This window comes from Streptomyces sp. NPDC033221 (assembly GCF_055577005.1).
In genome coordinates this window covers 191,265-209,327 of sequence record NZ_JBVIQN010000003.1, presented here as the reverse complement: position 1 = coordinate 209,327, position 18,063 = coordinate 191,265, and the positions used below count along the sequence as shown (strand labels likewise).

At 72.3% G+C, this 18,063-nt stretch carries 15 protein-coding genes, 1 tRNA gene and 1 pseudogene; 7 read left to right on the top strand and 10 right to left on the bottom strand.

The annotated features are described in order from the left end of the window. Nucleotides 1-158: 158 nt before the first annotated feature. Complete coding sequence (locus tag ACZ53K_RS04950) at nt 159-653, top strand: hypothetical protein (protein ID WP_468832348.1); 495 nt, start codon at nt 159-161, stop codon at nt 651-653. Between the two features lie 97 nt (nt 654-750). Next, a complete protein-coding gene (locus ACZ53K_RS04945) occupies nt 751-1,617 on the top strand; it encodes a spermidine synthase (protein ID WP_468832117.1) in 867 nt (288 codons plus the stop codon). Between the two features lie 58 nt (nt 1,618-1,675). Here ACZ53K_RS04945 and ACZ53K_RS04940 read toward each other — a convergent pair whose 3' ends face one another. Then, nucleotides 1,676-2,260 (bottom strand): hypothetical protein, encoded by a 585-nt coding sequence (locus ACZ53K_RS04940; protein WP_468832116.1) that lies wholly within the window; start codon nt 2,258-2,260, stop codon nt 1,676-1,678. 200 nt (nt 2,261-2,460) lie between these two features. Here ACZ53K_RS04940 and ACZ53K_RS04935 point away from each other — a divergent pair, with 200 nt between their 5' ends. The 3 genes and pseudogenes from ACZ53K_RS04935 to ACZ53K_RS04925 form a co-directional block, all read left to right on the top strand. Next, the gene (locus ACZ53K_RS04935) at nt 2,461-3,153 is read left to right on the top strand and encodes a response regulator transcription factor (protein WP_468832114.1); all 693 of its coding nucleotides are present in this window, start codon (nt 2,461-2,463) and stop codon (nt 3,151-3,153) included. A gap of 91 nt (nt 3,154-3,244) precedes the next feature. Beyond that, nucleotides 3,245-4,690: a sensor histidine kinase gene (locus tag ACZ53K_RS04930; protein WP_468832113.1), complete on the top strand. Its 1,446-nt coding sequence runs from the start codon at nt 3,245-3,247 to the stop codon at nt 4,688-4,690. Between the two features lie 387 nt (nt 4,691-5,077). Next, nucleotides 5,078-5,968, top strand: a pseudogene (locus tag ACZ53K_RS04925) (chitinase); the annotation flags it as partial. Nucleotides 5,969-6,037: 69 nt separating this feature from the next. Here the strand turns inward: ACZ53K_RS04925 and ACZ53K_RS04920 are convergent. The 4 genes from ACZ53K_RS04920 to ACZ53K_RS04905 form a co-directional block, all read right to left on the bottom strand. After that, the gene (locus tag ACZ53K_RS04920) at nt 6,038-7,492 is read right to left on the bottom strand and encodes a GH1 family beta-glucosidase (protein ID WP_468832112.1); all 1,455 of its coding nucleotides are present in this window, start codon (nt 7,490-7,492) and stop codon (nt 6,038-6,040) included. A 145-nt stretch (nt 7,493-7,637) separates the two neighbouring features. Further along, nucleotides 7,638-8,480, bottom strand: a complete 843-nt coding sequence (locus ACZ53K_RS04915) for a carbohydrate ABC transporter permease (protein ID WP_468832110.1) — start codon at nt 8,478-8,480, stop codon at nt 7,638-7,640. A 9-nt stretch (nt 8,481-8,489) separates the two neighbouring features. After that, on the bottom strand, nt 8,490-9,584 hold the full coding sequence (locus ACZ53K_RS04910) for a carbohydrate ABC transporter permease (protein ID WP_468832109.1): 1,095 nt from the start codon (nt 9,582-9,584) through the stop codon (nt 8,490-8,492). A 3-nt stretch (nt 9,585-9,587) separates the two neighbouring features. Beyond that, nucleotides 9,588-10,919: an ABC transporter substrate-binding protein gene (locus ACZ53K_RS04905; protein WP_468832108.1), complete on the bottom strand. Its 1,332-nt coding sequence runs from the start codon at nt 10,917-10,919 to the stop codon at nt 9,588-9,590. 190 nt (nt 10,920-11,109) lie between these two features. Between ACZ53K_RS04905 and ACZ53K_RS04900 the strand changes: the two genes are divergently transcribed. Beyond that, the gene (locus tag ACZ53K_RS04900) at nt 11,110-12,213 is read left to right on the top strand and encodes a LacI family DNA-binding transcriptional regulator (RefSeq protein ID WP_468832106.1); all 1,104 of its coding nucleotides are present in this window, start codon (nt 11,110-11,112) and stop codon (nt 12,211-12,213) included. A 100-nt stretch (nt 12,214-12,313) separates the two neighbouring features. On the opposite strand, the gene ACZ53K_RS04895 is transcribed toward ACZ53K_RS04900, so the two are convergent. The 3 genes from ACZ53K_RS04895 to ACZ53K_RS04885 all read right to left on the bottom strand — a co-directional run bounded on the left by ACZ53K_RS04895 (nt 12,314) and on the right by ACZ53K_RS04885 (nt 16,347). After that, on the bottom strand, nt 12,314-13,798 hold the full coding sequence (locus ACZ53K_RS04895) for a glycoside hydrolase family 6 protein (protein WP_468832105.1): 1,485 nt from the start codon (nt 13,796-13,798) through the stop codon (nt 12,314-12,316). Nucleotides 13,799-13,927: 129 nt separating this feature from the next. Then, nucleotides 13,928-15,160 carry a glycoside hydrolase family 5 protein gene (locus ACZ53K_RS04890; protein ID WP_468832104.1) on the bottom strand — a complete coding sequence of 411 codons (1,233 nt, stop codon included), beginning with the start codon at nt 15,158-15,160 and terminating at the stop codon, nt 13,928-13,930. A gap of 227 nt (nt 15,161-15,387) precedes the next feature. Beyond that, nucleotides 15,388-16,347, bottom strand: coding sequence for an AraC family transcriptional regulator (locus tag ACZ53K_RS04885; protein WP_468832102.1), 960 nt, complete (start codon nt 16,345-16,347; stop codon nt 15,388-15,390). A gap of 124 nt (nt 16,348-16,471) precedes the next feature. Between ACZ53K_RS04885 and ACZ53K_RS04880 the strand changes: the two genes are divergently transcribed. Continuing rightward, the gene (locus ACZ53K_RS04880; RefSeq protein ID WP_468832101.1) at nt 16,472-17,122 is read left to right on the top strand and encodes an NAD(P)-dependent oxidoreductase; all 651 of its coding nucleotides are present in this window, start codon (nt 16,472-16,474) and stop codon (nt 17,120-17,122) included. Nucleotides 17,123-17,268: 146 nt separating this feature from the next. Here the strand turns inward: ACZ53K_RS04880 and ACZ53K_RS04875 are convergent. Then, a tRNA-His gene (locus ACZ53K_RS04875) sits at nt 17,269-17,344 on the bottom strand. Between the two features lie 110 nt (nt 17,345-17,454). Then, a complete protein-coding gene (gene orn / locus ACZ53K_RS04870) occupies nt 17,455-18,060 on the bottom strand; it encodes an oligoribonuclease (RefSeq protein WP_468832100.1) in 606 nt (201 codons plus the stop codon). Nucleotides 18,061-18,063 lie beyond the last annotated feature (3 nt).

The window sequence follows — 18,063 nt, the reverse complement described above, 5'->3', positions numbered from 1 at the left end:
ATTCTTTGCGGCGTCCTGCCGCCGTAGCCGTTGACGTGTCCGGACGTTGAACAGGAAGTAAAGGGAGCGGCGCGTGCAGAGGAGGGGTTTCCGTGCGGAAGACCGGCGTGGCCAACGTCAAGACCGCCGTCAGCGGCGAGGCGGGTGCCGGGGGAGCGGTGCACGGCGGTGCCGGACACGCCGGCCGCGCGGCGCGTCCCAACAGCCGGTCCGGCGGCCACGGTTCGCCGGCCCCGGACCGGCGCTGGCCCTCCACGGAGCGCAATGTGCTCCCCGAGGCGCCCCGGACCCGTGACCTGGTGACGGTGCCGGCCCGCCAGGGCCTGGAGGCGGTCGACATCCTGCGGCTGCGGGCCGGCGTCGGCCCGGTCCTGCACGACGACGCGTGCGACACCCTCGGCTTCCTCGTGCCACCGGGCACGGCCGACGGCTGGGACCTGCCGGGGAGCGCCTGTACGCAGACGTACGAGCGCGAGGCGCCCGCGGACGGCGCGCGGGACGGCGGCAGCGCCCCCGCCGAGCCGCCCGTCACGGGCACCGACTGGCTGGTGCACCCGGACGGTGCCTGCGGCACGGCCACCGACCCCGTCGTCCTGCGCGAGGCCCTCGGCGAGGCGGCCCGCACGATCGAGGCCGTCGACCGCTGCCGCTGAGGCCGGGCGGGCCGCCTCCGGGGCCGGTCGTCCCCGAGCCGGCCGCCCCCGCCTCCACCGCACACTCTGACCTGCGGCGACGCGGCATACTGGAGCCATGGCGAAGAGCAGGCGCGGCCGGTCCCGTACGGGGCCCGAAGCCGTGGTGGAAACCGTGGACGGCGGCATCGCCGAACTGCGTCCCGACCGGGACCGGCCACGCGGCTGGACCCTGCTCATCGACGGCGCCCCGCAGTCCCATGTGGACCTGGACGACCCGGCGTACCTGGACTTCGCGTACCAGCGCCGCCTCGGGCACATCGTCGATCTCGCCGCGCCGCCCGGCAAGCCCCTCCAGGTGGTGCACCTGGGCGGCGGGGCGCTGACGATGGCGCGCTACGTGGCGGCCACCCGCCCGCGCTCGACCCAGCAGGCCGTGGAGATCGACGCGCCGCTGGTCCAACTGGTCCGCAGGGAACTCCCTTGGGACAGTGGCTGGCGGATCAAGGTGCGCGGCGCGGACGCCCGCGCGGGGCTCGCCAGGATTCCGGACGGCTGGGCCGACCTGGTGATCGCGGACGTGTTCCGCGGCGCCCGCACCCCGGCGCACCTGACGAGCGCCGAGTTCGCGGCTGAGGCCGCGCGGGCGCTGCGGCCCGGCGGCTGGTACGCGGCGAACCTCGCGGACGGCCCGCCGCTGACTTTCGTACGGGCGCAGGTCGCCACCGTCCGTACGGTCTTCCCCGAGCTGTGCCTGACCGCCGATCCGGCCGTCCTGCGGGGCAAGCGCTTCGGGAACGCCGTACTGCTCGCCGCCGCCGGCCCGCTCCCGGTGGCCGAGCTGACCCGGCGGGCCGCGACCGACCCGCAGCAGGGCCGGGTCGAACACGGGCGCGCGCTGCTGGACTTCACCGGCGGCGCGCAGCCGGTGACGGACGCGACCGCGGTGGACTCGCCGTCCCCGCCGCCCGCCGTCTTCACCTGAGCCGCGGGCGGTCCGGTGAGCTGCGGGCGGTCCGGAGCGCCGCCGGTCAACGTGGTTCTCACGTCGCGTGGTTGTCCGTTTCGACCATCGGCGGGTGGCCGTTCCAGGCGCAGATGACCGAGGTGTGTCCCGTGCCGCCCTTGAAGTCGACCCGGAGCCACTGGTCCTGCTGCCACACCTGCATCTGCCAGCCCGCGTCCGGGGTGGCCGACACCAACTGGGCGGAGCGGGTGCCCATGTCGATGACCACCCGGCCGCCCGCGGTGGAGAAACTTTTCACCGTGCTGCCTGTGGCGGGCGGGGCGGTGCCGCCGGGTGGTGGTTGCGGGCCGTTGCCCGTGTCTCTTCCGCCGCCACCGGACGTGCCGCCGTCGGCCCCCTTGTGATGATCGCCCGGCTCGGTGGGCTGGTCAGGGCGGGGGGAGGCCGGCCCGGACGGCTTGGGCCGGTGCGTGGAGGAGGCGCGGGGTGTGGCGTCGTCGGTTCCGGGGGATGCGGACGGCGCGTTGTCGGACAGCGGGAGCGCGCGCGGCGGGTCGTACGCCGTACCGGCCAGCACGGTGTGCACGCCGAACCACGACAGCGTGACGGCGGCGCCCGTCGCCAGCGTCCAGGCCGCCGTGTGAACCAGTCCTCTGTGCATCCGGCTCATATTGCACCACGGGCCCGGCCGGGGAAGCGGGCCGGAGGGCCGTGGTGGGACGGGACGAAGGCGGTAGGGCGGGAGGTTCCGGGGCGGGACGGACGCGACGGGCAACACCCGTCGAAATGAGGGCCGATGGCACGCCCCACGGCGTCAATCTCACGTAAAGAAGAGCACTCGAATGGCGTACGGTGCCGCCCATGGCAAGTGTGCTCGTGGTCGAGGACGACCAGTTCGTGCGCTCGGCCCTCATCCGGCATCTGACCGAGGCGTCCCACACGGTACGCAGCGTCGGTACGGCCCTGGAGGCGCTGCGCGAGGTGGCTCACGTCGGCTTCGACGTCGTCATCCTGGATCTCGGCCTGCCCGACCTGGACGGGGCGGAGGCCCTGAAGATGCTGCGCGGGATCACCGACGTACCCGTGATCATCGCCACCGCGCGGGACGACGAGGCCGAGATCGTCCGGCTCCTGAACGACGGCGCCGACGATTACCTCACCAAACCCTTCTCGGTGGAACACCTCTCCGCCCGGATGTCCGCCGTGCTGCGCCGCTCCCGGGGCGCCACCGCAGGCGGTGAGCCGCCGTCCCGGGTGCTCCAGGTGGGCGGCCTGAGCATCGACCCGCTGCGCCGCCAGGCCGAACTGGACGGTACGGCGCTCGACCTGACCCGCCGCGAGTTCGACCTGCTCGCCTTCCTCGCCGGCCGCCCGGGCGTCGTCGTACCCCGCAAGGAACTCCTCGCCGAGGTCTGGCAGCAGTCCTACGGTGACGACCAGACCATCGACGTCCACCTCTCCTGGCTGCGCCGCAAACTGGGCGAAACGGCCGCGCGACCGCGGTATCTGCACACCCTGCGCGGGGTGGGCGTGAAGCTGGAGCCACCGCTGTGACGCTCACGCCGGCCGTGTCCCGCGGGGCGCACGCGCCGGAGCCGCCCGCGCGGACCGGGCCCTTCCCGGCGTCGGCACCGGAGCCGACGCCGTGAGATGGGCCCTGGTCAAGGTGTGTCTGGCGGTCACCGTGATGGTCGTGGTGGCCTTCGCCGTACCGCTCGGGCTCGTCGTCAAGGAGATGGCCAAGGACCGCGCGTTCTCCAACGCCGAACGGCAGGCGGCCACCATCGGCCCCGTGCTGGCCATCACCACCGACCACGCACAGCTGGAACGCGCCGTCGCCAGCACCGAGAGCGGGCCGGGCGGATACATCGGCGTCCACGTTCCGGCGGGCGCGAAAGGCGGCGAACCTGCCGAGATCGGCTCCCGTCGGGCCAGGCCCGAGGACGTGGACGCCGCGGTCGAACTCGGCCGCGCCTCCATCGCGCCCGCGCCCGGCGGCTCGGTGCTGCTCCAGCCCACCGCCGTGGCCTCCGGCATCGCGGTGGTCGAGGTGTACGTCCCGGAGGCCGCGCTCACCAACGGCGTCACCACCTCGTGGGCGCTGCTGGCCGGCGTCGGCCTCGCGCTGATCGTCGGCTCGGTCGCCGTCGCCGACCGCCTCGGCACCCGTATGGTGCGGCCCGCCGAGCGCCTGGCCGGTGCCGCCCACGACCTGGGCAAGGGCAAGCTGGGCGTACGGGTACGGGAGGACGGTCCCAGGGAACTGCGCTCGGCGGCCGCCGCCTTCAACGCGATGGCGGACCAGGTCGTGCAGCTCCTGGCCAACGAACGCGAGCTGGCCGCCGACCTCTCCCACCGCCTGCGCACCCCGCTGACCGTGCTGCGCCTGAACGCCGCCTCGCTCGGCGAGGGCCCGGCGGCCGACCAGACGCGCGAGGCGGTGGCCCAGCTGGAGCGCGAGGTCGACCAGATCATCCGTACCGCGCGGCAGCAGAAGGCGCATGCCCAGCAGTTGGCCGCGGCGGTCGGCTGCGACGCGGCCGAAGTGATCCGGGAGCGGATGGACTTCTGGTCGGCGCTCGCGGAGGACGAGGGGCGCACGGTGCGCGTCGCGGGCGCGGACCGGCCCGTACGCATCCCCGTCGCACGCCCCGACCTCGCGGCGGCACTGGACGCGATGCTCGGCAATGTCTTCCGGCACACCCCCGAGGGCACCGCCTTAGCGGTGGACGTGCACAACGCCGAGGACGCGGTGATCGTGCTGGTGTCGGACGCCGGCCCGGGCATCGACGACCCGGACGCGGCCCTGCGGCGCGGCCACGGGGACGGTGGTGACGGGTCCACCGGGCTCGGCCTGGACATCGTGCGGCGGCTCGCGGAGACGACCGGCGGGGACGTCCGGATCGGCCGGTCCGTGCTGGGCGGCACCGAGGTGCGGGTGTGGCTCGCGCTGGACGGCGTACGGCGGACCCGCGCGGCACGCCGCCGGCACACCGGGCACCGCCTGCGCCGGCGGCTGGGGCGGCGGCTGGGCCGGTCGCGGGGGCGGCGCGCGGCGGGGCGTACGCAGGCCGGTGGCGGCGGGGGGTGAACGTTTCGGCGTGGGGCGTGGGCGGGTCTCCGCCGGCCCGGCCCCTGGACCTCCGCCCGGCCCGTCTCCCGGCCGCTTCAGCCCCCGTACTTAACCGGTCCCTTTCGGTCCCTTAACGGCGCCATAAGGCTTCCACTTGCCGCACCGAAACCGGCTTTTGTCCAGTTCCTGATCGCTAGCGTGCGGGACGCACCACCGCACCACCGTCCCCCATGACGAACAGGCAGGCACGACATGAGTTCCTCGGCACACCGCCGTCGCAAGACCCGCAAGGCCAAGCTGATCGGTACGGCTGCGGCGGCCGCGCTGGCGGCGGGCGGCGCGTTCGCCATCGCCGGTTCGGCACTGGCGACCAAGGCGCCCGAAGCCGGAACGGCGGCCAAGGCCGGCGGCGCCTTCGCCCCGTACGTCGACACGTCCCTGTACCCCGTGTACGACCTGGCCGGCACCGTGAAGAAGACCGGGGTGAAGACCTTCAACCTCGCCTTCGTCACCTCCGGAGGCGGCGGCTGCGAACCCAAGTGGGGCGGCTCGGGCGGGCTGGGCGACGACGCCGTGGCCAAGCAGCTACCGGCACTGCGCAAGGCCGGCGGCGACGTACGGATCTCCTTCGGCGGCGCCAACGGCTCCGAGCTGGGCCTGGCCTGCAAGTCGGCGGGCGAGCTGGCCGCCGCGTACGGCAAGGTCATCGACAAGTTCGCCCTCAAGAAGGCCGACTTCGACATCGAGGGCGGCGCGTTGCCGGACGCCGCCGCCAACACCCGCCGCGCCCAGGCCATCGCGCAGCTCCAGAAGAAGCACCCGGGCCTGGAGGTCTCCTTCACGCTGCCGGTCATGCCCGGGGGCCTGACGCAGGACGGCGTGAACCTGATCGCCGACGCCAAGAAGAACGGCGTGAAGATCTCCGCCGTCAACATCATGGCGATGGACTACGGCGCCTCCTACGACGGCGACATGGGCAAGTACGCCATCCAGGCCGCCACCGCCACCCAGGGGCAGCTCAAGAAGACGCTCGGCCTCGGTGACGCGGCCGCCTGGAAGGCCGTCGCCGTGACCCCGATGATCGGCGTCAACGACGTACAGAAGGAGATCTTCACGGTCGAGGACGCCAAAGAACTGGTCAAGTTCGCTCAGTCCAAGCACCTCGGCTGGCTGTCGATGTGGTCCTCGACGCGCGACAAGGCGTGCCCGGGCGGCCCACAGAACGCGGCCCAGCCGACGTGCAGTTCCATCGCGCAGGGCCCGCTCGACTTCACCAAGGCGCTCGGCGCGTACTGAGCCCGCCCGCAACCACGCCCCCCCCGGGCAGGACACAGCGGCCACCCCCACCGCTGTGTCCCCCCGCTCTCATGAGGCGGTCACATCGGTGTTCAGGGCGGGCAGTTCGTTGGCGCGCGCCACGCCCGCGTACCAATGGGCGCTCGACTTGGGCGTACGCGCCTGGGTCGTGAAGTCCACGTACACCGAACCGAACCGCTTGCTGTAGCCGTACGCCCACTCGAAGTTGTCCATCAGCGACCACAGGAAGTAGCCGCGCAGGTCGGCACCGTCGGTGAGCGCGCGGTGCGCCGCGGCGAGGTGGGCGTGGACGTAGCCGACGCGCTCCGGGTCGTGCACCGCGCCCTCGGCGTCGGGCAGGTCGTCGAAGGCCGCGCCGTTCTCGGTGATGTACAGGGGCAGGCCGGGGGCCTCCCGGTGGAACCGCATGAGCAGGTCGTACAGGCCGGTCGGATCGACCGACCAGCCCATCGCCGTACGGTCCCCCGGCGGCTGGTGGAAAGCGACCCGATCGGCCCCCGGCCAGGGCGAACGGGCACTGGCGCCGTGCCCGTCGTGCCGCGGCAGGGGGCCGTTGTCAGTGCTGCCTGATACCACTGTGGGTGTGTAGTAGTTGATGCCCAGCGCGTCGAGGGGGTGCTTGATGACGGCGAGGTCGCCATCGCGGACGAAGGTCCAGTCGGTGATACGCGCGGTGTCCGCGAGGAGGTCCGCGGGGTATGCGCCGCGCAGCAGGGGCCCGGTGAAGATACGCGTCGCCAGCGCGTCGATCCGCCGCTGAGCCTCCAGGTCCTCGGGCGCGTCGGAGCGGGCCCGTACGGCGGCCGGGTTGAGGCTGATCATGACCCGGCCGCGGGCGGGCAGCGCGGCGCGCAGTGCCTGGGCGGCGAGCCCGTGCGCGAGGTTGAGGTGGTGCGCGGCGCGCAGGGCGGCCTCCGGATCGGTGCGGCCCGGTGCGTGCACCCCCGACCCGTACCCGAGGAACGCGCTGCACCACGGCTCGTTGAGGGTGGTCCACCACTCGACACGGTCGCCGAGGGCTTCCGCGACGATCGCCGCGTAGTCGGCGAAGCGCTGCGCGGTGTCCCGGTGCGGCCAGCCGCCTCCCGAGGCGGAGCCGCCGTGGATGTCGGCCTCCAACTCCTGGGGCAGGTCCCAGTGGTAGAGCGTCAGCACCGGCCGGATGCCGTGGGCGAGCAGGTCGTCGACGAGCCGGCGGTAGAAGTCGAGCCCGCGCTGTACGGCGGGGCCGCGGCCGGTCGGCTGCACCCGCGGCCAGGAGACGGAGAAGCGGTAGGCGCCGAGCCCGAGGGCGGACATCAGTTCCACGTCCTCGTGGCGCCGGTGGAAGTGGTCGACGGCGACGTCACCGGTGTCGCCCCCGGCGACCTTGCCGGGGGTGTGGCTGAAGGTGTCCCAGATCGACGGGGTGCGGCCGCCCTCCCGGGCGGCGCCCTCGACCTGATAGGCGGCGGTGGCCGCACCCCAGACGAAGCCGGGCGGAAAGCGAAGGGGGCTGGACATGGCGGTACTCCCGTTCACGAGGACGCGGCGCACGGCGCGGGCCGTGCGGGGCGCGTGGTGCGTGTGGTGCGATGGGTTCGCGGGGACGTTCCGTTCCGTACGGAATCGCGTACGGGCCCGGGGGAGCGGCGCGGCGGCCCACCGGTCAGCCCTTGACCGCGCCCTGCATGATCCCCCCGACGATCTGCTTGCCGAACAGGACGAATGCGACGAGCAGCGGCAGCGTGCCCAGCAGCGCGCCCGCCATGATCACGGACTGGTCGGGGATGTAGCCGCGGCCGAGGCCGGTCAGCGCGACCTGCACGGTCGGATTGCCGTTCTGCGTCAGTGCGATGATCGGCCAGAAGAAGTCGTTCCACGCCTGGACGAAGGTGAGCAGGCCGAGCACCGCCATCGCGGGCCGGGCGGCCGGGAAGACGACGTGCCACACCACGCGCCAGCTGTTCGCGCCGTCCGTGCGCGCCGCCTCGACCAGCTCGGTGGGCAGTGCCTGGAGCAGATACTGCCGCATGAAGAACACCCCGAAGGCGCTGACGAGGGTGGGCAGGATGACGGCCTGCAGCTGGTCGGTCCACTCCAGCTCGGCGATGGTCATGAACAGCGGTACGACACTGAGCTGCGGCGGCACCATCATCGTGCCGATCACCAGCAACAGCAGCAGCTTCTTCGCCCGGAAGCGCAGTTTGGCGAAGGCGAACCCGGCGACGGTCGAGAAGACCACGGTGCCCAGCGCGATCGTCGTGGCGACCACCGTGGTGTTCAGCAGGGCCGCGCCCATGTTGGCGTCTGACCACGCCGTACCGAGATTCTTGAGCAGATTCCCGCCGAACCAGAACGGCGGCGGCGTCTGCGCGAGCCGGGTGTTGTTCCGGGAGGCGGCGACGGCGGTCCACAGCAGCGGGAAGAGCGACCCCGCGGTGAAGAGGATCAGCACCGCATAGGTCACCTTCCCGCCGTGCAGCTGCCGGCCGGTGCGTCGGGCTGTCATGGCTCCTCCTCACTGGCTCGTGCGCAGCCGGCGGGCGATCAGCGCGTTGACCGCGGCGACCACCAGCAGGATCAGGAACATCGTCCAGGCGATGGCCGAGGCCCGGCCGAGGTGGAGGTTCACCCACCCCTGCTCGTACAGATACAGGCCCAGCGTCTGGTACTGGTGGTCGGCGCCGCCCGAGGCCCCGGCGCTCCCGCTGAACAGCAGTGGCTCGCCGAACAGCTGCGTGGCCCCGATCGTCGACACGACGCAGGTGAAGAGGATCGTCGGCCGCAGCGACGGGATCGTGACGTACCGGAACTGCTGCCACCGGGAGGCGCCGTCGAGCGCCGCCGACTCGTACAGGTCGTGCGGTATCGCCTGCATGGCGGCCAGGTAGATCAGCGCGTTGTAACCCGTCCACCGCCAGATCACGATCGTGGAGACCGCCAGCTTGGCGCTCCACGAACCGTTCTCCCAGTCGACGCCGTCGATGCCGACCGTGCTCAGCAGCCAGTTGACCAGCCCGTAGTCGCGCCCGAAGAGCAGCACGAACACCAGCGTCGCGGCGGCCACCGAGGTCGCGTACGGCGTGAGCACCGCCACCCGGAAGAACATCGAGCCGCGCAGCCGGTAGTTGAGCAGATGAGCGATGCCCAGCGCCATCAGCAGTTGCGGGACGGTCGAGAGGACACCGATGACGAAGGTGTTCCCGAGGGCGTTCCAGAAGAAGTCGTCGCCCAGCAGCCGGGTGAAGTTGCGCAGCCCGGCCCACTCCATGTCGCTGGGCGCGGTCAGCTCCACGCGGTGCAGTGCGGCCCACCCCGTGTAGAGGAGGGGGAAGAGCCCGAAGGCGGCGAAGAAGAGGAAGAAGGGGGCGATGTAGATGTACGGGCTCCAGCGCAGGTCCCGCCGGTAGCGGCGGCTGCGGCGCTCCCGCGCGCGGACGGCGGCGGAGCTGTCGGCGGAGCTGCCGGCTGGGCTGTCCGCGCAGCCGGAACTGCCCGCATGCCCGGCATCGGAGGCGGTCCCGGCCCGCCGGAAAGAGCCGGGCCGGGGCGCGCCGGTACGGGCGGGCGGTGCCGCGGCCGAGGGCGCGGAGCGAGAGGGGCGGCCGTCCATGGCTCACTGGTCCAGCGCGTTGTCGATCGATTCGACCGCCGCCCGCCAGCCCTGTTCGGGCGTCTTGCCCTGCTGGTCGACCTGGAGCACCCCCACATCGGTGATGTTCTGGTTGACGGTGAGGTCCTTCGGGCCGAGCACCTGGTCGGGGATGCCTTCGGCCGCCGCGGCGAAGATCTTGCCGATCGGCGCGTCACCGAAGTACGGGTGCTTGGCGCCCGCCACCGCCGGCAGCCCGTACGCCGCCCGCGCGCTGGGGAAGCTGGCCTGCTGGGTGAAGAGCTTCGCCTGCTGCTCGGGCGCGGTCAGCCAGGCCGCCAGCTTGACCGCCTCGCTCTTGTTGCGGCCCGCTTCCGGTACGGCCAGGAAGGAGCCGCCCCAGTTCCCCGGCTTGGGCGCGGCGGCCACGTCCCACACGTCGCGGCCCTTGTCCCCGGACTTCTCCTTGATGTAGCCGAGCATCCACGGCGGGCAGGAGACCGTCGCGAAGCGCCCGTTGGCGTACGCCTGGTCCCAGGTCTTCTGGAACTGCTGGAGCCGGGCGGTCAGTTTCCCCGTCGCCGCCCGCATAGCCGCGTCCCACGCCTGCCGCACCGACGGGCTGTCCTTGTAGACCAGCTTGCCGTCGCGGTCGTAATAGCGTTCGGCGCTGCTGGAGAGCACCGCGTTGTAGACGCCGGAGGCGGCGTCGACGAAGGCGGTGCCCGCCGGGGCCTTGGCCATGTAGCGCTTGCCGACGTCGAGGTACTTCCCCCAGTCGCCCGCCCAGAGCTTGGCCACCGCGTTCCGGTCGGTCGGCAGTCCGGCCTTGGCGAAGAGGTCCTTGCGATAGCAGACCGCCATCGGCCCGATGTCCGTGCCCAGCCCCACGGTCCTGCCGCTCGCGTTCGTCGCCTGCGACCACTTCCAGGGAATGAAGTCGGCCTTTCGCACACCCGGCGCCTTCGAGAGGTCAACGAGCTTGTCCGCCTGGGTGGCGGTGACTTCGGCGATGTTGTTGACCTCGACCGCCTGGACGTCGGCCAGCCCGCTGCCCGTGCTCAGGTGGGTGAGCAGCTGCGGGTAGTAGTTCTCGTTGCGCTCGATCGAGGTCTCTTTGATCGTGATGTCCGGGTGCAGCTTCATGTACGCGTCGTAGAGTCCGGCCTGCTTGTAGCCGAAGACGCCGAAGACGCCGACCGTCAGGGTGGTCTTGTGGGCGCCGGCCCCCGACGGGCCCTGCGTGCCGCGGGCGTCGCTGTCCTCGGCGCAGCCGCCGAGCAGTGCGGCCCCGAGCGCGGCGGCGGCCGTTAGGGCCACCGCCCGCCGACGGGTGCCGCGGATCGTCGTTCGCATTGCGTCTCCTCCTGGTGCCCTGCAGACCGTGCGTGCGGGATGTGGGGTTTCCAGTACGGTGGGAGCGCTCCCAGACGTGATGAGGTGAAGGGTCGCCGCTCCCCGGTACGCGTGTCAAGGGATCGCGCGCCAACACCCGTCGCACGGTTCGTTGTTGAATGTACGGCCAGGACGGCAAGCGGAGGCGGCGATGACGACAGGCGCACGGCGAGGGGGCGGCAGGCCCACACTCGAAGAGGTCGCCGCGCGCGCGGGCGTCGGCCGCGGCACGGTCTCCCGCGTGATCAACGGCTCCCCCCGGGTCAGCGAACGGACCCGCACCCTGGTCCAGCAGGCCGTCGCCGACCTCGGCTACGTCCCCAACCGCGCCGCCCGCGCCCTGGCGGCCAACCGCGCCGACACGGTCGCCCTGGTCGTGCCGGAAGCCGAGACCCGGCTCTTCGCCGAGCCCTACTTCTCCGGCATCCTGCGCGGCGTCAGCGCCGGCCTGGCCGACCACGACATGCAGCTGCTGCTCACCCTGATCCGTACGTCCAAGGAGCGGCGGCGGTTCGCCGACTACCTCGCCGCGCACCGCGTCGACGGCGTACTGCTGGTCTCCGTCCACGGCGACGACCCGCTGCCCGACCTGCTGGAACGGATGGCGATCCCGACCGTCCTCAACGGCCGCCGCAGCGCCGGGGAAACGGTCCCGTACGTGGACTCCGACAACACCGGCGGCGCGCAGAGCGCCCTGGAGCACCTCATCGGCCGCGGCCGGCGGCAGGTCGCCACCATCGCCGGACCGCCCGACATGTACGTCGCCCACTGCCGCCTCGACGGCTACCGCCAGGCCGTACGCGCCGCCGGCCACCCCGAGGACACCGCGCTCGTCGCGCACGGCGACTTCACCGAGGAAGGCGGGCGGCGCGCCCTGCGCGAACTGCTCACCCGCCGCCCCGCCCTGGACGCCGTCTTCTGCGCCTCGGACGTGATGGCGGCCGGCGCCCGCCAGGAACTCCGCGCGGCGGGCCGCCGCATCCCCGACGACGTGGCCCTGGTCGGCTTCGACGACTCCGCGATCGCCCGGCACATGGACCCGCCGCTCACCAGCGTCCGCCAGCCCATCGAGGAGATGGGCCGGGCGATGGCGAGACTGCTCATGCGGCAGATCAACGGGGGAGCGGGTGGCACCTCGTCCGGCCCGCACACCCCGCAGGACTCACGCATCCCGCCGGGCCCACACGTCTCGCCGGGCCCGGCCGGCGCCCACCTCGTACTGCCGACCGAGCTGGTGCGCCGGGCGTCGTCCTGAGAGGGGGCGTGGTCCCAACGGGACGAGCGGGAGGGGCACCCGCACACCACCACACCAGCGCCCCTCCCGCCTGCTTGCCGACCTGCGGCCCGAATGGGGCCTACAGCGCCGGATACGCGTTCTTCAGCAGCTCCCGGAACTGCGCGGAGAACCAGTGCCCGGACAGCGGCGCGCCGGGCAGGGCGCCCGACCGGTGGTAGTTGTTGCGCGGATTGCCCTCGTACGTCGGGTCACACATGCGGTCGAAGCCTTTGCCCTCGTTGTTCGGGATCGCCGTGCTCGAACCGTCCGACTCACCCGGCGGCTTCATCCACACGTACGCGTCGATCCCCGCCGCCGGCGCCGTCCGCGGGCGCTCGCCCAGTCCCGCACCCGCCTGGTTGCACCAGTTGCCGACGTGGATCCGCCGGTCGTACCGGCCCGCGTCCACGTACGCGTCCACGCTCGTACGAGGCCCGGGGCCGGCGGGCCGCGCGCTGCCGCCCCAGCCGTTGCGCGAGGTGTCGATCAGCATGCCCACGTCCGGACGGAACCCGGCCCGTACCGCTTCCTGCCGGAACGCCTGGGCGAACGACAGCTCGTCGGCGTAACGGTTCCAGTCCACCCACTTCGACTCCCGCACCGACCGGCCCGCCACACTGTCGGCCAGCGCGAAGTTCTCCTCCTTGAGCGCGCTGTAGTTGGCCGTGTTGGTGATGAAGCCGTGCACCTTGTCGACCGTGCTGCCCTCGGCCGTGGCCGCCTGGTGCAGCAGCCGCGCCGAGGCGCCGAAGTTGTCGTCCCAGCCGATCCAGCCGTGGTGTCCGGCGTCCACGTAGTTGTAGACGTTGGGGACCGCGCCGAGTTTGTTGAGCGCGTATCCGACGCCCTTCACGTAGTTGCCGTTGGCGAGCATGGTGTCGCACTGAGGGGTGGCGGTGGCGCGCCCGCCGGTGTTGGTGACGAGGTTGGGCAGCGAGTCGATCTCGACGGTGGTCACGATCCGCAGCGACGCGTACTTCGGGTCGGCGAGGACGGCGGCGATGGGGTCGATGTAGCGGGTCTTGTACGCGTCGATCTCCGTCGGCCCCAGTTCGCCGTTGGAGGCGAGCGCCGCGCAGTCCCGTCCCGGCAGGTTGTAGATGACCAGCTGTACGACGAGCGGCCGGCCCGCCGCCTGCCGTAAGGCGGTGTCCAGGTGGCCGCGCAGTCCCATGGTGCCGCCGGTGCCGTTGATGGCCGCGATGCGGTCGAGCCAGACGCCGGTCGGCTGCCCGGCGACCTTGCCGCCGCCCGGTTCGGCCGCCGCCTTCGCCGACCACTCGGGGTTCACATAAACCCCGGCGCCCGCATACGGGTTGTCGACGCGGGCGGCCGGAGCCGCGTGGGCGGTGCCGTGCAGGACGCCGGCGGTCCCGGCCGCGGCCACCAGCATCGCGCAGGCCGCGAGCGCGGCGGCACGGGTGCGGCGCCGGGGCGCGGAGTGCAGGTGGGCGCGGCGCGGGGTGGTTCGGCCCTGGTCAGGCAAGCCCGGCTGGACTTGCTGGTTGAGCTGCTTGTGCTGGTCCTGCCGACGTGCGGAAGGCTGCTCAGCGGAACGTCTCATGAGCGGGTCGTCCTTTCTCGGTATGGATTCCAGTACGTGTCTCGGCGCGGTCCTCGGGCCGGGGTTCGTGGACCGCGGTCCGTGATCGCAGATCCGCGGTCCGGGTCCCGGCTCATCGGCTCTCCGGCTTCACGCCGGGTTCAGGGCGCGCAGATGGTCGCGCAGCCCGGCGCCGTACGCGGTGGGCGTCCCCGCGTAGTCGCGGATGAGGGCCGGGCCGGCGGCGCAGTCCCAGGTGTTCCAGGTCCAGCCCAGGTACGAGGCGCCGCGCCCGTCCAGCCACCGCATGACGCGGTCGGTGAAGGCGTGGGCGCAGGTGTTCTCGCCGATCTCGCCCGCGACGAGCGGTACGTGGTCGGCGACCGGGCCCAGCGTGCGGGCCCAGCAGTCCTCGTCCGCGCAGACGTTGAAGTTGTACGCGTGCCAGGCGGCGGCGAGGTTGCCCGCCGGATCCTTCGGCGCGTACGCGGCCCACCGGCCGAGGTCGTTGGCGTACGCGAGGCCGCCCACCAGGATCGGGTTGCGGGCGCCGGTGGCCCGTACGGCGTGCACCAGGGTCTGCATCCCGGCGACCTCGTAGCCGATGCCGGGGCAGCTGCCGCCGTCCCGCCAGCAGGCCCACGCCCGCTCGGTGTCCGTCGTCGCCCGGTCCGGGTACGGCTCGTTGAACAGGTCGAACACGACCTCGGGGGTGTTCTTGAAGGTGTCGGCGACCGAGGTCCAGAAGGCGGGGGAGTAGCGCCGGTCCGGCATGGGTTTCTGGCAGCTCGCGTGCTCGTCGGCGCAGGCGGCCGAGGGGCCGGTGTAGCGGCCGTGGCTCCAGTGCAGTTCGAGGACGGGCGTGAGGCCGTGGGCCGTCAGCCGCCGTACGTAGTCGCGTACGGCGGAGGTGTAGGCGGCGCCCGCGTACCGGGGGTCGATGTTGGCGGTGCCCAGCCAGCACTCCTCGTTGAGCGGTACGCGGACGGTGTTGGCGCGCCAGCCCGCGATGGCCGCGACGGACGTGTCGTCCACCGGGCCGTCGAAGACCCCGCGGCCCTGTACGCACGCGAACTCCGCGCCGGAACGATTCACCCCGAGCAGGCGGTGCGCACGGCCCGCGCCGTCGACGAGGCGGTTGCCCACGACACGCAGCCGCGGCGGAGCGGCCGCAGGGAGCGCGACGGACGGACCTGCGGCGGATGGATCGCCGGCGGCCGGTTCGGCAACGGTCGGCGCGGACGAGGCGCCCAGGGCCGATGCGACCGGGGCCGACGCGGCCGGAGCAAAGGCGCCCACGGCGGCCGCCGCGGGCGGAGACCCGCCCGGAAGGGCGAGCGCCGCGGCCACCGCCAGGGCGTACAGGCGTGACGGTCTGCGCATGAGCGACTCCTCGGGTCGTACGGGCGCTGCGGCCCGCGACGGATGGAATCGCTCCCACTGGTTGCACGGAGGCTAGTGCCAACTCGGCAGGTTTCACAGAGCAGTTGCGTAAATTCCGCTACCAGCGGCCGCGTCACGCACCCGGGCGCCCCCTCTTGACGGGGCGCCCGCCCGCCCCAATGCTTGGGAGCGCTCCCACTGGTCCTCCGAAAACGCAGCCGGCTCCCTCACGCCGGACCGCGTACCTCCGTACGGAAGGAGATCGGCGTACTGCCCGTACGGTGCTGGAAGAACTTGGCGAAGTTCGCGGCGTCGGCGAAGCCGAGGCGTACGGCGATCCGGGCGGCGGTCTGGTCCCCGTGGGCCAGCAGCCGCTTGGCCTCCAGCACCACGCGGCGGTCGATGAACTCCTTCGCGCCCACACCGGTGGCGGCCGTGGTCGCGCGGGACAGGGTGCGGGGCGAGTAGCCGAGCGTCCGCGCGTAGTCCTCGACGCGGCGGCTGCGGGTGAAGCCGCGCTCCACCGCGTCGCGAAAACGCAGAAACGTCTCGCTCGCCTCGCAGACGCCACCACCCGGCCCGCCGTCACCCGCCCCACCACCACCACCCGGTCGTCCCCCGCCCGACCCGCCCCCACTCGGTGCGGACAGGCGGGCCGCCCTCAGCACCAGTACGGCCAGCAGATGCCGCAGCACCTCGATGTGCGTCTCCAGGGGCAGGCCGCGCAGCGCCCCGAACTCCTGGTGGAGGTGGCGCAGCGCACGCTCCACCGCCTGCGCCTCTTCCCCTTCCGGATGGTGCACCGCGGGGCCGAACCAGTCCTCCAGGCGGGCCGCGGCCGCGGTCGCCGGGTCGAGGAAACCGGATTCGAACAGGACCAGTCGTCCTTCCGCTCCGGTCAAGTTGCCGAAGTGGTGCACTTGTCCCGGACGCACCCACATCCAGTCATTCGCGGCCAGCTCATACTTTCGGAAGTCCACGGTGTGCCTGAGGCGTCCGCTGTCCACCACGAGGAGGTGGTGGAAGTCCGGCCGGTGCGGCACGGCGAGGGCGCAGGCGTCGGCGCGGTCGCGCAGCTCGGCGAGCGTCAGCACCTCCACACCGGCCGGCCGCCCGGCCGGTGCCGTGAAGGCGACCGCCGGGATGCTCTCCCCGGCCTGCTGCGCAGCGTGTCGTTTTTTCACCATCACTGGTCCCGTGTCCACCCCGGCAGGCCGTGCTGAGGCCCCTAGCGTGGAAGACGTCAGCGCGGCTGATGACGGAAAAAGAAAAGCCAGAGTATGCCCCGGCCGGGGCGCAGGGAGTACCGACATGTCCAAGATCGCCATTTTCGGAGCCAACGGCACCATCGGCAGCCGCGTCCTCGACGAGGCGCTGCGCCGCGGCCACCAGGTCACCGCGGTCGTCCGCGACCCCGCGAAGATCACCAAGACCGATCCGAACCTGACCGTGACCACCGGCGACATCCTCGACCCGGCCTCCGTCGCGGCCGTGGCCGAGGGCCAGGACGTGCTGGTCAGCGCGGTGGGCGGCGGCGACGGACCGGGGCACATCGCGACGATCAAGCCCGCGGCGGAGTCCCTGGTCGCGGGCCTGCGCACCCTCGGCGAGGCCGCTCCCCGGCTGGTCTCCGTCGGCGGCGCCGGCTCGCTCCGTACGCCGGACGGCAAGCAGGTCTGGGACGCCGAGGGCCTGCCGGAGTTCCTGCTCCAGATCATGCACGCGCACGGTGACGCGCTGGACTTCTACCGCACCGTCACGGACGTGCGCTGGACCAATGTGAGCCCGGCCGCCCTGATCGAGCCCGGGGAGCGTACGGGCGCGTACCGCACCGCCCTGGACGACCTGGTCGCCGACGCGGACGGCACCAGCCGGATTACCGCCGAGGACTACGCCGTCGCCCTCCTGGACGAGATCGAGAAGCCGCAGCACACCGGGGAGCGCTTCACCGTCGGCTACTGAGCCCGCGGGCCGCAGGGCCCGGAGGGTGCCCGTACGGGGGATGTGACAGCCGTCACGTCCCCCGTACGGGCACCCCGGCCCCGCGACGGCGAACGCCCCAACGAGTAGGGCCCCCGGACGCTTTCACGTCCGGGGGCCCTACTCGTTGGGGTGAGTAACGGGACTTGAACCCGCGACATCCTGGACCACAACCAGGTGCTCTACCAGCTGAGCTATACCCACCATGACCGGTGCTGTGTGGTGTCTTGTTCCCCACCGGCTGAGAAAAGTGTACAGGGTCTGAAGGGGTGCTCGCTCCCGGTTCCGCTCGGAACCGGGAGCGAGCTGCGTCACTACGAGTCCGCAGGCAGGACGTACTTCGCCGCGATCCCCTTCGCGGTCTCCGAGTCCGGGCCGGGCTGCGGCACGAAGACCGCCTCCCGGTAGTAGCGGAGCTCCGCGATGGATTCACGGATGTCCGCCAGCGCCCGGTGGTTCCCGTTCTTCTCCGGACTGTTGAAGTACGCCCTCGGGTACCAGCGCCGGGCCAGTTCCTTCACGGACGACACATCCACGATCCGGTAGTGCAGGTGGCGCTCCAGCTCCGGCATGTCGCGGAGCAGGAAGCCCCGGTCGGTGCCGACGGAGTTGCCGCACAGCGGTGCCCGGCCGGGTTCCGGTACGTGCTGCTTGAGGTACCGGAGCACCTGTTCCTGCGCGTCCTCCAGGGTGGTGCCGCTGTCCAGCTCGGCCAGCAGCCCGGAGGAGGTGTGCATCTGGCGCACGACCTCGGGCATGGTGGTCAGGGCCTCGGCCGGGGGGCGGATCACGATGTCCACCCCGTCGCCCAGGACATTCAGCTCCGAGTCGGTGACCAGGGCGGCCACCTCGATGAGCGCGTCGTTCGCCAGCGAGAGCCCGGTCATCTCGCAGTCGATCCACACCATGCGATCGTTCATACG

Coding starts and splice junctions, on each gene's coding strand:
- ACZ53K_RS04910 (WP_468832109.1), bottom strand. CDS start 9,584: ATGGACGGCCGCCCCTCTCGCTCCGCGCCCTCGGCCGCGGCACCGCCC.
- ACZ53K_RS04920 (WP_468832112.1), bottom strand. CDS start 7,492: ATGTCCAGCCCCCTTCGCTTTCCGCCCGGCTTCGTCTGGGGTGCGGCC.
- ACZ53K_RS04935 (WP_468832114.1), top strand. CDS start 2,461: ATGGCAAGTGTGCTCGTGGTCGAGGACGACCAGTTCGTGCGCTCGGCC.
- ACZ53K_RS04905 (WP_468832108.1), bottom strand. CDS start 10,919: ATGCGAACGACGATCCGCGGCACCCGTCGGCGGGCGGTGGCCCTAACG.
- ACZ53K_RS04945 (WP_468832117.1), top strand. CDS start 751: ATGGCGAAGAGCAGGCGCGGCCGGTCCCGTACGGGGCCCGAAGCCGTG.
- ACZ53K_RS04900 (WP_468832106.1), top strand. CDS start 11,110: ATGACGACAGGCGCACGGCGAGGGGGCGGCAGGCCCACACTCGAAGAG.
- ACZ53K_RS04885 (WP_468832102.1), bottom strand. CDS start 16,347: ATGGTGAAAAAACGACACGCTGCGCAGCAGGCCGGGGAGAGCATCCCG.
- ACZ53K_RS04880 (WP_468832101.1), top strand. CDS start 16,472: ATGTCCAAGATCGCCATTTTCGGAGCCAACGGCACCATCGGCAGCCGC.
- ACZ53K_RS04915 (WP_468832110.1), bottom strand. CDS start 8,480: ATGACAGCCCGACGCACCGGCCGGCAGCTGCACGGCGGGAAGGTGACC.
- ACZ53K_RS04940 (WP_468832116.1), bottom strand. CDS start 2,260: ATGCACAGAGGACTGGTTCACACGGCGGCCTGGACGCTGGCGACGGGC.
- orn (WP_468832100.1), bottom strand. CDS start 18,060: ATGAACGATCGCATGGTGTGGATCGACTGCGAGATGACCGGGCTCTCG.
- ACZ53K_RS04895 (WP_468832105.1), bottom strand. CDS start 13,798: ATGAGACGTTCCGCTGAGCAGCCTTCCGCACGTCGGCAGGACCAGCAC.
- ACZ53K_RS04890 (WP_468832104.1), bottom strand. CDS start 15,160: ATGCGCAGACCGTCACGCCTGTACGCCCTGGCGGTGGCCGCGGCGCTC.